Source organism: Bacillus silvicola, from assembly GCF_050524305.1.
Taxonomy (GTDB): Bacteria; Bacillota; Bacilli; order Bacillales; family Bacillaceae_G; genus Bacillus_A; species Bacillus_A cereus_AT.
On record NZ_JBNGVC010000012.1, the window covers coordinates 1,230,880 to 1,244,954 of the forward strand.

Consider the following 14,075-nt stretch of genomic DNA (forward strand, 5'->3'; position numbering starts at 1 on the left):
TCGATCACGTTGTGTAAACTATTTTGGGCCTTTTGTATAAGCCCCTTGCCTGCGTAACTTCACAAATACATACCTACTATATAAAATTGTATCCATTTGCTCATCTTTTACAAATGTACTTCGTGGAGACAATACATGTACTCCTTTTTTCAAAAGAAGACTAGCAAGCCACATATCCTATGTGATCACGAAATCTGTAGCTTTGGCATGTTGATAAATATAAAAACCGACTTCATCTTGCTTAAAATCTACATAGACCCAATTATCTTGCTGTTTTCTTAAACGATGAGCCTACGATACGACAAACAAAATTTCGACATAAATTTTTGTTCTAACGTGCACAATTTCATCCTTCACGGGACATGCATCTGCATCAACTAATATCTCACTGATGTTTTGCATATTTCTGTATTCTACATCCCTTCTGTGAATCCTTCCATAATGTGCGTTTTCTTGTCTAGATTTTGTCGATTTAACGTAAATACATGTCTTTTTCGCAAATCCTATCCCTAGTTTATTCTGAAAAATTAAAGTCTAAACGTAAAATATAGGTTTTTATCACAATTTTTTATTATAATATATTTTCTTCAACTACGCTACATATCCCTTTAATTTTCATTTTACATTTAAAGATAACTAAATCGTTCCTTCAACATAATAAAAAAACAGAAGAATATAAGTATAACCATTACACTGTATTCTATTACTAAATCGACAGTTATTGTCCTACTTCTCACGAGCGAAAAAAGCACATTCACCTGTGGTAAATGTGCTAAAACATTTTTTGGTTTTGCACTGCATTCACAATAATATTAGCTGTTTCTTCAATCGCCTTATTTGATACATCGATCACTTGACAATTTATTTTACTCACTACATTCTCAAAATGAACGATTTCTTCTTTAATACGATTAATATTCGCATATGTTGCTCCATCACTTAATCCAAGTGATTTTAATCGTTCTTTTCGAATATGATTTAACTTATCCGGTGTAATTTTCAAACCGAAACATTTCTCTTTTGCCACTTTATATAATTCCTCAGGCGGATCCACTTCTGGTACAAGTGGTACATTGGCAACTTTCAAGCGTTTGTTATGCGCTAAATATTGTGAAAGTGGTGTTTTTGATGTACGTGAAATTCCAATCAACACGATATCGGCTTTTAAAATACCACGTGCATCTCTACCATCATCGTACTTAACAGCAAATTCAATCGCTTCAATCTTTTTAAAGTACTCTTCATCTAATCTTCGAACGACACCTGGCTCATACCTTGGTACTTGTCCTGTAATTTCTTCAATTTGATCGATAAGAGGTCCGATAATATCGTATGCCTCTACCCCTTCTTTTGCCGCCTCTGTCAATAAATATTGACGCATATCAGGCTTTACTAACGTAAAACAAATAAGCGCCTGATTGCTCTTGGCAATCGAGATCACTTCTTTTAACGTCCCTGTATCTTCTACATAAGGTACACGTCTAATATCAGGAGCGAATGGGAACTGTCCCATTGCCGCTCTAACAACCAAATCAGCCGTTTCTCCTACAGAGTCAGATACGACATATACGATTTTATTATCCATTACATTACCTCACTTTAAACAAATTACACTTATTCGTTATTTACTAAATTTACAAACGCACGTGTAATATTTGTTTTTGTAATTCGCCCAATCACTTCTAGACCTTGTTTCGTGTCCTTTACAACTGGCATTGCATCAATCTGTCTTTCTATTAATTCCATCGCAATATCATATAAAGAATCCTCCCTGCGACACATCGCAATGTTTGGCATCCTTGTCATGATAATATTAACCGGGAGAGAGGTTAAATCCTGCTTTCCTAAGCTAGCTCGTAATAAATCTTTACGAGATACAACGCCAACCAATAAAGTAGCTTGATCTACAACAAACAATGTACCAACATCCTCTAGAAACATAGTACAGATTGCATCGTATACTGATACATTTTTATCAATTACAGCAGGTCTAGATTGATAATCTTGCACTTTAATTTTTTTAACAGCTTCAGATAATAGCTGCCCCCCAGTTTTACCCGTATAAAAATAACCTACGCGTGGACGCGCTTCTAAATAACCAGCCATCGTTAAAATTGCTAAGTCTGGTCTTAGCGTTGCACGTGTTAAACCCAATTGCGCAGCAATTGACTCCCCTGTAATAGGACCGTGATCTTTTACAATCTGAATGATATGTTCTTGCCGTTTATTCAGCTCTATGATAATCACCACCTTTAATGCACAACGAAAAAAGTTATACTATCTCTTAAATATTATATACTAAATATGCTATTCGAAAAAGAAAGTATGTAAAAAGGACCGTATACGGCCCTAATTATATTTGAAATTTATCAAGTTGTTCTAAGAAACGCCTTGATTTCAAATAAATCCCACAATATTCATCATAATATGTATTCAATACTGTGCGCATTTGTTTTTTTGTACTATCCTTTACCGATACATTACCGAGCCGGTGTAGATCGAAGTGAAAAAAGAGACGTAATAATTTATGAACAGCCTCTCCCACCGGAATACGATACTGATCTTGCTCTGCATGACGCGAGCACAGAAAACCGCCTTCCCGAACAGAGAAGGCGACAAAATCTGTTTCTTGATGACAAATAGCACATGTATCAAAGTACGGGCGCATCCCTAATACCGGAAGCATTTTCGTTTGATAAATTAATGATAATACTTCAGGGTCAACACCCTCACACATATAATGCAACGTTTGATATAACATTTCAAATAAATATGGATTATTCTTCTTATCTTCTGTTGCTTTATCAGTTAATTCAATAATAAATGATGCATAAGCAGTTAAAAATATATCCTCACGAATTTCTTTCATAGATGAAATGATCTCGCCTTGTTGCAAAGTTCCAAGTCCAGATCCTATTTGAATAAGAAAATGACCATGTGTCATAAGTTGCGAAACAGCTGCTAACCGACTCTTCGGTTTTTTCGCCCCTCTTGCCATTGCACTTACCTTACCAAATTCCCGTGAGAATATTGTAACAATCTTGTTCGTTTCTCCGTAATCTGTCGTACGGATAACAATGCCCTCAACTTTTTGAAACATGTTCGTCACCATCCAAGGTTTGAACAAAACGGGTCAAGAAATTGGAGAGTCTAGATGCGCTAACTCCTCTTCATGTTGATCCATCTCATCGTTTACGTCTTTTTCCATTTCTTTCAAAAGCAAATACGTTTCAATGCTTCCTGTTTTGGAGAAAAACTTCCAGGTAAAATCTAGCATAAGAATCCACCTTTCTCAATAAGCGTAGCCTATAAACCAATTTCCTTTGTTGTTATTAAATTGACCCATTTTGTTCATTTTCATGTGAGAAAAATTTTTCCTAATTTATCAAGGTTCATAAAAACCAATAATCAGTGGATGAATGAACCATCCACTGATTACAACTTTACTCCATATTAATACTCGTCTTCACGGAAACCAAGGTCACGGAGCTGCGACATCTTATTACGCCAATCTTTTTGCACTTTTACCCATACTTCTAAAAATACTTTAGAACCAAGTAGTGCTTCAATGTCAAAACGAGCTCGCTTACCGACTTCTTTTAACATCTTCCCTTGCTTACCTATAATAATTCCTTTTTGTGATGCACGTTCAACAACAATCGTTGCGTTTATATAAACCGCTCCGCCCTCACGTTTTTGAATCGCATCAATAACAACCGCTACAGAGTGCGGCACTTCTTCACGTGTTAAATGTAATACTTTTTCACGAATAAGCTCTGAAATAATAAATCGCTCTGGATGATCCGTTACTTGATTATCTGGGTAGTATTGCGGTCCTTCTGGTAAATACTTTTTAATTGTTCCAATTAAAGCGTCCACATTATTACCGTCTAATGCAGAAATTGGTACAATCTCTGCAAACTCATATAGTTTACGGTATTGATCAATTAACTCTAATAATTGCTCTGGATGAAGTTGGTCAATTTTATTAATTACTAAAAATACTGGTTGTTTCGTTTCTTTTAATTTCTCAATAATGAATTCCTCACCACGACCAAATCCTTCAACTGCATTGACCATAAACAGAACAATATCAACTTCTTTTAATGTCGTTTGAGCCATCTTCACCATGAAGTCGCCTAGTTTATGTTTAGGTTTATGTATTCCTGGTGTATCAATGAAAATTACTTGTGAATCATTTTCTGTATATACGCCTTGAATTTTATTACGAGTTGTTTGTGGCTTGTCACTCATAATGGCAATTTTTTGGCCGATAATACGATTTAAAAATGTAGATTTTCCAACATTCGGTCTGCCAATAATAGAGACAAAACCTGATTTATAACCTTTTCTATTCATGTAAATCCTCCGCTAAAAATGCTCCTGGTAACAATTCTCCAACTGTAGTCTCTTGAACGTCACCATGTAAATTTGACAGGTATACTTTCGTATCCTGTTTACATAATTCTACCATAACTTGTCGACATGCTCCACAAGGAGGTACCGGACGCTTTGTATCCGCTACAACTGCAATAGCTATAAACCCTTTATCTCCTTCAGAAATCGCCTTAAATAAAGCTGTTCTTTCTGCACAGTTACATAAACCATATGATGCATTTTCAACATTACATCCACGATATATTTTTCCATCCTGAGTTAGTAAAGCTGCACCTACTTGAAATTTAGAATATGGTACGTACGCTTGTTTACGCGCTTCGATTGCTTCTTGAATTAATTGTTTGCTATTCATATTCCCGCATCCTTTCCGTTCACAGCTGTGAATAGATACATTCTTCTATTAAAGGCCCTCACGGCGCTCCCAAAGCTTAATAAAAACTTTGGAATGCAACTATACCATATACGGTAAGAAGATAATAGCACCAATTACAACAGCTATAATCGTAAATAATAAAACTGATCCCGCTGCAACATCCTTTGCGTTTTTCGCAAACGGATGAATATCGGTGGTTGCTAAATCTACTGTTTTTTCAATAGCCGTATTCACCATCTCCAAACTCATTACAATTCCAATCACAATAAGTAATACAATCCATTCTATTTTTGTAATATGGAAATAAAAGCCGCAGCATATGACAATGACTGCGGCTAAATAATGAATTTTCATATTTCGTTCATGACGAAGACAAAAGTATATACCAGCTATAGCATATCCAAAACTATTTATAAGTTTTCCTTTTTTCATCGCCCTAATCCAAATGCCTCTAAAATTTCTTTTTGTCTTCCAAACATTTCTTTTTCATCTTCTTCTGTCATGTGATCATAACCAAGCAAATGTAAAAAGCCATGTAACGCTAAAAACCCAAGTTCACGATCAAAAGAGTGTCCATATTCCTCAGCTTGCTCTTTCGCTCTTGGAATAGAAATAATAAGATCCCCTAACATACGTGGCATCTCCGCACCGATAATTTCCATTTCGCCTTCTCCCATTTCTTCCATAGCAAAAGAAATAACGTCCGTAGGCTGATCCTTATCTCGGTAATCACGGTTTATTTCACGAATACGTTCATTATCTACAAATGTAACCGATAATTCTGCGCCTTCTTCTATGTTCTCCATTTGGGCCGCTTTCTCTACTAAACCTCGAATCAAACTTATATATTCGTCTTTCACTTCTTCTGTTTCATCAATAAAATCAATTAATAAACTCATTCTTTCTCCTTTTCTTCCGGCGGTTCCGGATATGTAATACGGGAATGGAAAATACCATTTAACGTTTCACATAACGTTTTTCCAACGATTTGTAGTTCCTTAAATGTCAAATCACATTCACTAAATTGACCGTCTTGCAAACGATCTCTAATAATACTTTGCACTAAATTATTAATCTGATCTGGCGTTGGATGGTTCATCGAACGTACCGCCGCTTCTACACTATCAGCAATACCAACGATTGCTGACTCTTTAGAAGTTGCTTTTGATCCTGGATAGCGGAACATTCCCTCCGTATATTTCTCTTTATCTTCTTTAATCGCCTTATAGTAAAAATATTTAAGTAACGTTGTACCATGATGCTGTCCAGCAATATCGATAATTTCTTGAGGTATATGGTGTTCCTCTAACATTCTCACCCCATCGGTTACATGAGCAATTATAATATCTTTGCTCGTTACAGGGTCTAATCTATCATGCGGGTTTTCAATACCCATTTGGTTTTCAATAAAAAACTGTGGTTGTACCGTTTTCCCTACATCATGATAATACGCCCCTACACGCGCTAATACTCCATTTGCTCCAACTGCTTCACAAGCAGCTTCTGAGAGATTAGCTACCATTACACTATGATGATATGTACCTGGTGCTTCTAATAAAATTTTACGCAAAAGTGGGTGATTCGGACTTGAAAGTTCCATCAACTTCATACTCGATACAATCCCAAGACCACTTTCTAAATACGGTAAAATCCCCATAGCTAGAACAGAAGAGATAATACCCGAAACAGCAGCCATTAATAATTGCACCCCAATTTCAAGAGGCGAAAAATTCCCGTTACGTAATAATAGCAAAGCCGCTAATACGACTACATTTAATACAGAAACGAGTATACCAGCTTGTAAAATCATCGTACGACGATTTTTTTCTCTCAAGAAAATACTAACTGATAATGAACTTAATAAAACATAAATCCCCACACTATAATTCAGTGTACTCGTTACACCTTCATTAAACATAATACTTCCGCATACAGAAAAGATCATACTCGTTAAAAATACAAATCGATCACCAATCATTAATTTTACAAGTATTGTTCCCATGGCAACTGGAACAACATACGCGATTCCTGCATATTCAAGCTTTTGAAACAAACTAATGATTTTCATTAAAACAATCGTGATAGACAAAATTGTAATATACGCTAAGACATACGGCCTATCTTCTCTTTTCCGCTGTAAAAACACTTCAAACTGCTTATGCATAAAGTACAATAACACACAAATGAGTACCGCTAGACCAACATAAGGTTGGAAGGTATTGCCCTTCTCTAACAATCCTGCTAACTTCAACTGCTCATATGCTTCTCGTGAAATCGTATCGCCTTCTTTCACAAGAACTTGCCCTTGAAGGATAAAAACTGATGCAACTGAATCTTCCGCTATTTTTTTACTATCTTTCGTCGCAGCTGAATCATAAAAATAGTTCGCTGTAACCGCATACTTCCCTAGTGTATTCACCGCGTCTTTTAAATCACTACTTATACTTACGCTACTCATTTCAGTAACAAACTGTTCTCTTGCAGCTTCTTCTTGATCCATCTTGATGTGTTCCCTCATAATTTTATTAACCGCTGTTACAGCCGCATCCTTTGCCAATGACAATTGACTTGAATCAGCATTAATAAATTTCAACAAAATCGGATCGGTTAAACTTTTTGCTAAATCTGTTGGTAATTTCTTCTTTAACTTGTCCAATTTGTCCACATCAGAAATTTTTTTATACTCGTCTGGGCCAGTTGATTTAGCCTCTGCCTCTACTTCACTTACCGCATCAAAGACGGAAGTTACAATATCCACTTTATTTTGCTTATATTCGCTTTTATATGTATATTTATCCTCAACCTTTTGAGCGGCTTCGTTTTTCTTTTTCGCCGTTGCGGCTTTATCTTCAATTTTAATAGGAGAGTGAATTGTTTTTTTAGCAATTTCGAGCTCTTTAACATCTAATTGCTCTGGCTTTACATTATTCATAAGTGCAAAAAACAGTACTGCTCCCAATAATACGTAAGAAACCCAACTTAGTTTTTTCGAATGTTGTATATTACGAAACCACTTAAAAATTTCTTGAGATCTTGACATGATTTCAATACCTTCTCCTCTCCAGAAATAAAGTGAAACTATTTATAGCTTTCATTTCTTCTAGGCAACGATAATTTTTGGACAACATTTTTATCCACTATCACCTATAGTTCATTTCCCTCGTCTTTAATGATAGTAAAAAATATGTCATTCGCCAACCTTATCATACAAAAAGAAATGACCCTGACAAATAGGATCATTCCATTTTATCATATGCCTCAATAATACGTTGCACTAATGGGTGTCTCACAACGTCTGTTTGTTCCAGTGTTATGAACGAAAAACCTGATACACCAGATAAAATATTAGCAGCAATAGAAAGACCTGATTTTACCCCTTTTGGCAAATCTACCTGTGAGGGGTCTCCCGTAATAACCATTTTAGAACTAAAACCTAATCGTGTTAAAAACATTTTTATTTGAGCACCAGTTGTATTCTGTGCCTCATCTAATATAACAAATGAATCATCAAGAGTACGTCCTCTCATATAAGCAAGAGGTGCAATTTCAATTACACCACGTTCCATCATACGCTGTGTGTATTCTTGCCCAAGAATATCGTGCAACGCATCATACAACGGACGTAAATACGGATCTACTTTTTCTTTCAAATCACCTGGTAAAAAGCCTAAACTCTCTCCAGCCTCTACAGCAGGTCTTGTTAAAATAATTTTCTTCACATACCCTTGCTTTAAAGCTCTCACAGCCATTACTACAGCTAAGTATGTCTTCCCTGTCCCAGCAGGTCCTATCCCAAATACAACATCATTCTTTTTCATTGCATGAATATATCTTCTTTGTCCCATCGTTTTCACACGAATGGATTTACCTTTTGCTGTTTTAAAAATTTCCTCTTCATATAACTCTTCGAATTGAGCAATTTTCCCTTGTTTTCCAAGCTGAATTGCGTACGCAACATCTCTTTCCGAAATTGATACACCTTTACGGATAACAACAAGTAGCTGTTGTAAGATTTTTTCTACGAGCACTACAGCTTCATCTGCCCCAGATACACGAACAGACTCTCCTCTAGTTATAATCGATACACTAAGTTCTCGTTCAATTACTTTTAAATGAGCATCATTTACCCCAAATAGAGCGATTGCCTCGTTAGGATTTTCCAATTGTTGGTTCATTTCTACTAATTGTTCTGCCATCACTCAGTCTCCTTGAATATCGGATTCAGATATTGGTTGCGGCTCTGCAATATTTTCAATCACTGTGTAATGTAACGTGACCTTTAAGTGATCCGCCTCAATCTCTTTACTCAAAATCTTATCACTTACAATCATAGCATGTTCATCCAATTTTTTCTTTAGTTCTTTTTCTGCCATCTCTTTTGCCACTTTCATCGCTTGTTTTTCAGTATATTCTCGGTTTGCTTCTTCTTCTTCTCGTACAATATCTTTTTCGTACGCAATCGGTAATGTGAAGCCAAATAATTTCACATCATGTTTTACACTTTCAGTACGAGAGCGCTTATACTTATCATGTTGAAATCCCCATATTTTTATTTTAACACTACCAAATTCAAGAAAATATTCATTATAAGAATTACCAGTATACACTTGAAATTGTGTCTTTAACGGAACATCAACCTCAGATTTGTACCAAGTTTCCCCGTATACAATACCTTTAGCCGAAACAACCGTCGGATTCTCCTCATTACCATACATCCCCGATACGAGAAGCTGTCCCTTTTCTACATGGTCATTTTTCATAACGACCGGTTTTCCTACCTCCACAAACGTTTTCGTAATAGTTGCTTCTTTTTTCGCAATTAAATTTTGCGGCCTTTGTTCCTTTTCTTTTTTCGGCTCGTTTTTTTCAACAATTTTAAAATGATATGTTGTCCCTCTTATTTCCAATCCTGCCCAAGTAATTGCATTAATATTGTCCGTTAAATGCCGCTGAACATTTTCTACACTAGGCATTTGAAACTGTAATTTCCCTTTTTTAATACCCATTTTGTCCAATTCTTTCATCAATATATATTCCGTTTCAGGTTTTGCTCCTGTAATTTCAATTTTCCAAACCATATTTGATAATGTAATCATTCCGAAAAAAAATATTAAAAACCCAATTAAAAATCCACTATTTTTAATTAAACGCTTATTCCAAAATGGAAAACCGTAACGTCCAATAAAATATAATTTACATTCATTCTTTCTATAAATTGGTTTTATCTTTTTCACATCTCGTAATAACATGCAAAAAACTAACGTTTCATCCGCTATCTTCTTTACATCCCAAACTAATAAATTCCTACGTACACATTCGTTAACGAAGCGTTCTGCTCCTCTACCTTCAATTCGCACTTTTACATACCCAAGCCATTTTATAAACCATTTATTTTTCATCGACTACCTTCACTACCTTTCTAAAAGTAGATACAACACTTTTCACTTTAAGCATCAAATAGCTCGTACTAATCGAAGCTTTAATCGGTGAGGTTTTTCTCCTCACTAATCGGGCATATGCATAGGATGAAAGTTTAATAAGTGGAGGTTTTGTCCATACCCACTGATTATTAACGCACACCCCTCGAGCTTTTACGGGCAGTAACTGCGGGATAAAGTGAATATTAAGGTCAGATCACTAAAATAAAGAAGAAAAACTTCACAAACGGAAGTTTCCCTCACTCCTCTTTCTTTTCATTTTCTAAAAACATCACTTGTTCGATAATCCCTTCAAGCAAAAGTTCTTCCGGGAGGATTGTTTTAATAACAAAGGATTGCCCCTTAATTAATAGTTGACCTTGTTTTAATAACAACCTTACTTCTTTATCTGAAAACACTAATAAACCTCGATGATTTTCTATATAGATATGCACTTGCCCAACAAGCGTAATCCGAGGTAGATCCATTAGCACATCCACTGGCAGGTCTATTTGCTTCGTTAACCAATTCTTCATTTGTTCTAATTTTTTCATCTCAAAAGACCCCCTCTCATCCCATATGTATGAAAAAAGAGCTTGTAATATCACGTCCAAACTGAAAAAAGCATAAAAAAACGTCTCATACGAAATGAGACGCTTTTTTATGCTAATAGCTGTATAACCAGCTTATTCACAAGCGATCCGTCTGTTTTACCTTTTACTTTCGGCATAACAGCAGTCATCACTTTACCCATATCTGCTTTAGATGTAGCACCAACTTCAGAAATAACTTGCTTAATTATATCCGCTAGTTCTTCTTCTGTTAATTGCTCCGGCAAATATGCGCTTAAAATCTGAATTTCACTTTGCAGTTTATCAACAAGGTCTTCACGACCAGCTTTTTTAAATTCAAGGAGGGAGTCCTTATACTGTTTTACTTCACGAGCTAAAACTGTTAATTCCTCTTCTTCAGTAAGAGTATGCTGCAGTTTAATACCTTCATTTTGTAAAGCAGCCTTAACCATACGAATAACGGTTAATTTTTCTTTTTGTTTATTCTTCATCGCTTGTTTCATATCATCGTTTAAACGACCGAGAAGACTCATCACTTACACCCTCTCTTAGAACTTACGCTTTCTTGCCGCTTCAGATTTCTTCTTACGTTTTACACTTGGCTTTTCATAAAACTCGCGCTTTCTTGCTTCAGCAAGTGTACCAGTTTTAGAAACCGATCTTTTAAAACGGCGAAGTGCATCCTCCAAAGACTCGTTTTTACGAACGACTGTTTTTGACATTCTCTTTCCCTCCCTCCGAAACATCACACTTACATACTAACTTCAGCATGCAAAAAGAAACACTTCTTCAGCATGTCTTTTACGATTATAATACATTTTATCACTTCAGGTCAACTATTTGACAGAATAAAAGAAGACTAGATGCTCTTCCTTTTTCAAAAATCTATGTAAACAGCCATTATCGCTTCCACCTCAAAACAAATATATTTTTATCACGCAAATTTTTTCATACAAAATTTGCTAAATAACCACTTATTTTATGGCACTCCATTGCATCCATTTCAATACTTAACTTCTCCTCGAAAGAAAAAAGCATGCAAACCATTTTCGGTTGCATGCTTTTTATTATGCGCTTGCTGATTCTTTTTTCACATCATCTTCAAGAACACGAACAAATTGCGCTTCGTTATATGGATAACCAGCTTTCGTAATTTTCACTTTCACTAGCTTACCAATTAATTCTTCTGACCCTTCAAATACAATTTTCAAATAGTTATCTGTATAACCTACATATAACCCTTCACGGTCGCCATCTTTAAATTGCTCTTCCGGGATAATTTCAAGCACTTCGCCTTCGAACTGTGAAGCATACTCTTTCGCTAATTGATTAGATAGTTCAATTAAACGGTGAACACGATCGTTCTTCACATCTTCAGGAACTTGATCTTCCATACGCGCTGCAGGTGTTCCTGTACGTTTTGAGTAAGGGAATACGTGTAACTCAGAGAAGCGATTCTCTTTAATGAAATTGTATGTTTCCATAAATTCTTCTTCTGTTTCACCTGGGAAACCAACGATTACGTCTGACGTAATCGCAAGACCCGGTAAAGCTTCTTTCAAACGATCTAAACGCTCTTGGAAAAATTCCATCGTATACTTACGACGCATACGTTTTAATACAGTATTAGATCCTGATTGCAATGGAATATGCAAGTGGCGTACAACTACTTCAGATTTATCTAACACTTCAATTACTTCATCTGAAATTTGACTCGCTTCAATAGAAGAAATACGAAGACGTTTTAATCCATCTACTTCTGCTTCCATATCACGAAGTAATCCAGCTAAGTTATAATCTTTAATATCTTCACCGTATCCACCTGTATGAATACCAGTTAATACGATTTCTTTATAGCCTGCGTCTACTAATTGCTGCGCTTGTTTAATAACTTCTTTTCCATCACGAGAACGCATTAAACCACGCGCCCAAGGAATGATACAGAACGTACAGAAGTTATTGCAACCTTCTTGTATTTTTAATGAAGCGCGTGTACGATCCGTGAAATACGGCACATCAAGTTCTTCGTACACACGTGTTTTCATAATGTTACGGACAGCATTAATTGGTTGACGCTCTTTACGGAATTCTTCAATGTATCCTAACATCTTTTCACGATCCTGTGTACCAACTACAATATCTACACCTGGAATCGCCATAATTTCAGCTGGAGATGTTTGTGCATAACATCCAGTTACACATATTACTGCATCTGGATTTTGACGTACAGCACGTCTAATAACTTGACGGCTTTTTTTATCTCCAGTATTTGTTACTGTACATGTGTTAATAACATATACATCAGATTTCTTTTCATATTCAGTTCTTTCATAACCACCTTGTTTAAACAATTGCCAAATCGCTTCTGTTTCATAGTGGTTTACTTTACAACCTAACGTGTGGAACGCAACAGTTGACATTGATCATCACCCCATCAATTCAAAATGATAAGAAGCAGCACTTAACGCATAAAGCGGTGCCGTTTCCGTTCTTAAAATCCTTGGTCCTAAACTACATGGTACAAATTTATGTTCTCGAAGCGCTGTAATCTCTTCCTCAGCTAAGCCACCTTCTGGGCCAAATACAATCAATAGCTTTTGACCTGGTTTCATTGTCGTTAAAGCTTTCGCAAAATTAGATTTCTCGCCTTGTTTCGCTTCCTCTTCGTACGCAACAAGACAAACATCATATTCACCACTCATTGAAAGCAATTGCTTAAACGATGCTGGAGCATATACTTCTGGAACTTCACTTCTATGCGATTGTTCCGCAGCTTCTTTCACAATTTTTCTTAAACGCTCAACTTTTTTATCAGCTTTTTTCGCATCCCATTTTACGATAGAGCGAGATGCTTGAAATGGTAAAAATGCGGCTGCCCCAAGCTCAGTTCCTTTTTGGAAAATTAACTCTAGCTTGTCTCCTTTTGGCAGTCCACTTGCAATCGTCACGAACACAGGAAGTTCACTCGATGCCTCTACCCATTCTACAATAGCTGTCTCAACAAATTCACTGGTAATTTCATCAATTGAACATACCGCTGTTTTTCCGTTTACACAGCAATAAATATGATCACCAGCTGACATACGCATCACTCTCACGATATGATGTACGTCATCACCTACAATACGAATACTTGTCTCATTTACATATTTCTCTTCTACAAAATAACGTTGCATATAATCACCTTAGTAGAGTTTCGTTCCTTTCGTAAGTCAACACTTACGAAAAGAACGAAACGTTATCATTTTTCATATAACAAACGGCAAGTCCCTCACCTTATAGTGAGAGACTCCCCCTTTTCATTATAAACTAAAA

General features: G+C 36.1%; 17 protein-coding genes. All 17 read right to left on the reverse strand.

Annotated elements, in window-relative coordinates:
- Window positions 1-18: 18 nt before the first annotated feature.
- The 17 genes from ACP6L7_RS18340 to ACP6L7_RS18420 all read right to left on the reverse strand — a co-directional run bounded on the left by ACP6L7_RS18340 (window position 19) and on the right by ACP6L7_RS18420 (window position 13,936).
- Window positions 19-132 (reverse strand): hypothetical protein, encoded by a 114-nt coding sequence (locus ACP6L7_RS18340; protein WP_097830658.1) that lies wholly within the window; start codon window positions 130-132, stop codon window positions 19-21.
- Between the two features lie 640 nt (window positions 133-772).
- The gene (locus tag ACP6L7_RS18345; protein ID WP_071747361.1) at window positions 773-1,585 is read right to left on the reverse strand and encodes a pyruvate, water dikinase regulatory protein; all 813 of its coding nucleotides are present in this window, start codon (window positions 1,583-1,585) and stop codon (window positions 773-775) included.
- A 29-nt stretch (window positions 1,586-1,614) separates the two neighbouring features.
- Window positions 1,615-2,247, reverse strand: coding sequence for a transcriptional regulator CcpN (ccpN, locus tag ACP6L7_RS18350; protein WP_083596090.1), 633 nt, complete (start codon window positions 2,245-2,247; stop codon window positions 1,615-1,617).
- Window positions 2,248-2,353: 106 nt separating this feature from the next.
- Window positions 2,354-3,100: a DNA repair protein RecO gene (gene recO, locus ACP6L7_RS18355; protein WP_000487006.1), complete on the reverse strand. Its 747-nt coding sequence runs from the start codon at window positions 3,098-3,100 to the stop codon at window positions 2,354-2,356.
- A gap of 33 nt (window positions 3,101-3,133) precedes the next feature.
- Window positions 3,134-3,277, reverse strand: a complete 144-nt coding sequence (locus tag ACP6L7_RS18360; protein ID WP_000883924.1) for a YqzL family protein — start codon at window positions 3,275-3,277, stop codon at window positions 3,134-3,136.
- Window positions 3,278-3,453: 176 nt separating this feature from the next.
- Entirely contained in the window at window positions 3,454-4,359 is a 906-nt protein-coding gene (gene era / locus ACP6L7_RS18365) for a GTPase Era (protein WP_001080239.1), read from the reverse strand.
- The gene (locus tag ACP6L7_RS18370; RefSeq protein WP_097830657.1) at window positions 4,352-4,750 is read right to left on the reverse strand and encodes a cytidine deaminase; all 399 of its coding nucleotides are present in this window, start codon (window positions 4,748-4,750) and stop codon (window positions 4,352-4,354) included. Before ACP6L7_RS18370 ends, era begins: the two co-directional genes overlap by 8 nt.
- A gap of 99 nt (window positions 4,751-4,849) precedes the next feature.
- A complete protein-coding gene (locus ACP6L7_RS18375) occupies window positions 4,850-5,203 on the reverse strand; it encodes a diacylglycerol kinase family protein (RefSeq protein ID WP_000715486.1) in 354 nt (117 codons plus the stop codon).
- A complete protein-coding gene (ybeY, locus tag ACP6L7_RS18380; RefSeq protein ID WP_000054678.1) occupies window positions 5,200-5,670 on the reverse strand; it encodes an rRNA maturation RNase YbeY in 471 nt (156 codons plus the stop codon). The genes ACP6L7_RS18375 and ybeY overlap by 4 nt, the downstream gene beginning before the upstream one ends.
- Window positions 5,667-7,811 (reverse strand): HD family phosphohydrolase, encoded by a 2,145-nt coding sequence (locus ACP6L7_RS18385; protein ID WP_097830656.1) that lies wholly within the window; start codon window positions 7,809-7,811, stop codon window positions 5,667-5,669. The genes ybeY and ACP6L7_RS18385 overlap by 4 nt, the downstream gene beginning before the upstream one ends.
- A 196-nt stretch (window positions 7,812-8,007) precedes the next feature.
- The gene (locus ACP6L7_RS18390) at window positions 8,008-8,967 is read right to left on the reverse strand and encodes a PhoH family protein (RefSeq protein ID WP_430529353.1); all 960 of its coding nucleotides are present in this window, start codon (window positions 8,965-8,967) and stop codon (window positions 8,008-8,010) included.
- 3 nt (window positions 8,968-8,970) lie between these two features.
- On the reverse strand, window positions 8,971-10,170 hold the full coding sequence (yqfD, locus tag ACP6L7_RS18395) for a sporulation protein YqfD (RefSeq protein WP_097830655.1): 1,200 nt from the start codon (window positions 10,168-10,170) through the stop codon (window positions 8,971-8,973).
- Window positions 10,171-10,448: 278 nt separating this feature from the next.
- The gene (gene yqfC / locus ACP6L7_RS18400; RefSeq protein ID WP_000732268.1) at window positions 10,449-10,742 is read right to left on the reverse strand and encodes a sporulation protein YqfC; all 294 of its coding nucleotides are present in this window, start codon (window positions 10,740-10,742) and stop codon (window positions 10,449-10,451) included.
- 107 nt (window positions 10,743-10,849) lie between these two features.
- A complete protein-coding gene (locus ACP6L7_RS18405; RefSeq protein WP_000054578.1) occupies window positions 10,850-11,293 on the reverse strand; it encodes a GatB/YqeY domain-containing protein in 444 nt (147 codons plus the stop codon).
- A gap of 15 nt (window positions 11,294-11,308) precedes the next feature.
- Window positions 11,309-11,482, reverse strand: a complete 174-nt coding sequence (gene rpsU, locus ACP6L7_RS18410; protein WP_000048061.1) for a 30S ribosomal protein S21 — start codon at window positions 11,480-11,482, stop codon at window positions 11,309-11,311.
- A gap of 345 nt (window positions 11,483-11,827) precedes the next feature.
- A complete protein-coding gene (gene mtaB / locus ACP6L7_RS18415) occupies window positions 11,828-13,180 on the reverse strand; it encodes a tRNA (N(6)-L-threonylcarbamoyladenosine(37)-C(2))-methylthiotransferase MtaB (protein ID WP_097830654.1) in 1,353 nt (450 codons plus the stop codon).
- Window positions 13,181-13,186: 6 nt separating this feature from the next.
- Window positions 13,187-13,936, reverse strand: coding sequence for a 16S rRNA (uracil(1498)-N(3))-methyltransferase (locus tag ACP6L7_RS18420; protein WP_097830653.1), 750 nt, complete (start codon window positions 13,934-13,936; stop codon window positions 13,187-13,189).
- Window positions 13,937-14,075: the final 139 nt, after the last annotated feature.

Bases quoted from the DNA above. Each gene is read 5' to 3' on its own strand.
- ACP6L7_RS18345 (WP_071747361.1), bottom strand. From the start codon at position 1,585: ATGGATAATAAAATCGTATATGTCGTATCTGACTCTGTAGGAGAAACG.
- recO (WP_000487006.1), bottom strand. From the start codon at position 3,100: ATGTTTCAAAAAGTTGAGGGCATTGTTATCCGTACGACAGATTACGGA.
- ACP6L7_RS18360 (WP_000883924.1), bottom strand. From the start codon at position 3,277: ATGCTAGATTTTACCTGGAAGTTTTTCTCCAAAACAGGAAGCATTGAA.
- era (WP_001080239.1), bottom strand. From the start codon at position 4,359: ATGAATAGAAAAGGTTATAAATCAGGTTTTGTCTCTATTATTGGCAGA.
- ACP6L7_RS18370 (WP_097830657.1), bottom strand. From the start codon at position 4,750: ATGAATAGCAAACAATTAATTCAAGAAGCAATCGAAGCGCGTAAACAA.
- ACP6L7_RS18375 (WP_000715486.1), bottom strand. From the start codon at position 5,203: ATGAAAAAAGGAAAACTTATAAATAGTTTTGGATATGCTATAGCTGGT.
- ybeY (WP_000054678.1), bottom strand. From the start codon at position 5,670: ATGAGTTTATTAATTGATTTTATTGATGAAACAGAAGAAGTGAAAGAC.
- ACP6L7_RS18385 (WP_097830656.1), bottom strand. From the start codon at position 7,811: ATGTCAAGATCTCAAGAAATTTTTAAGTGGTTTCGTAATATACAACAT.
- ACP6L7_RS18390 (WP_430529353.1), bottom strand. From the start codon at position 8,967: ATGGCAGAACAATTAGTAGAAATGAACCAACAATTGGAAAATCCTAAC.
- yqfD (WP_097830655.1), bottom strand. From the start codon at position 10,170: ATGAAAAATAAATGGTTTATAAAATGGCTTGGGTATGTAAAAGTGCGA.
- yqfC (WP_000732268.1), bottom strand. From the start codon at position 10,742: ATGAAAAAATTAGAACAAATGAAGAATTGGTTAACGAAGCAAATAGAC.
- ACP6L7_RS18405 (WP_000054578.1), bottom strand. From the start codon at position 11,293: ATGAGTCTTCTCGGTCGTTTAAACGATGATATGAAACAAGCGATGAAG.
- rpsU (WP_000048061.1), bottom strand. From the start codon at position 11,482: ATGTCAAAAACAGTCGTTCGTAAAAACGAGTCTTTGGAGGATGCACTT.
- mtaB (WP_097830654.1), bottom strand. From the start codon at position 13,180: ATGTCAACTGTTGCGTTCCACACGTTAGGTTGTAAAGTAAACCACTAT.
- ACP6L7_RS18420 (WP_097830653.1), bottom strand. From the start codon at position 13,936: ATGCAACGTTATTTTGTAGAAGAGAAATATGTAAATGAGACAAGTATT.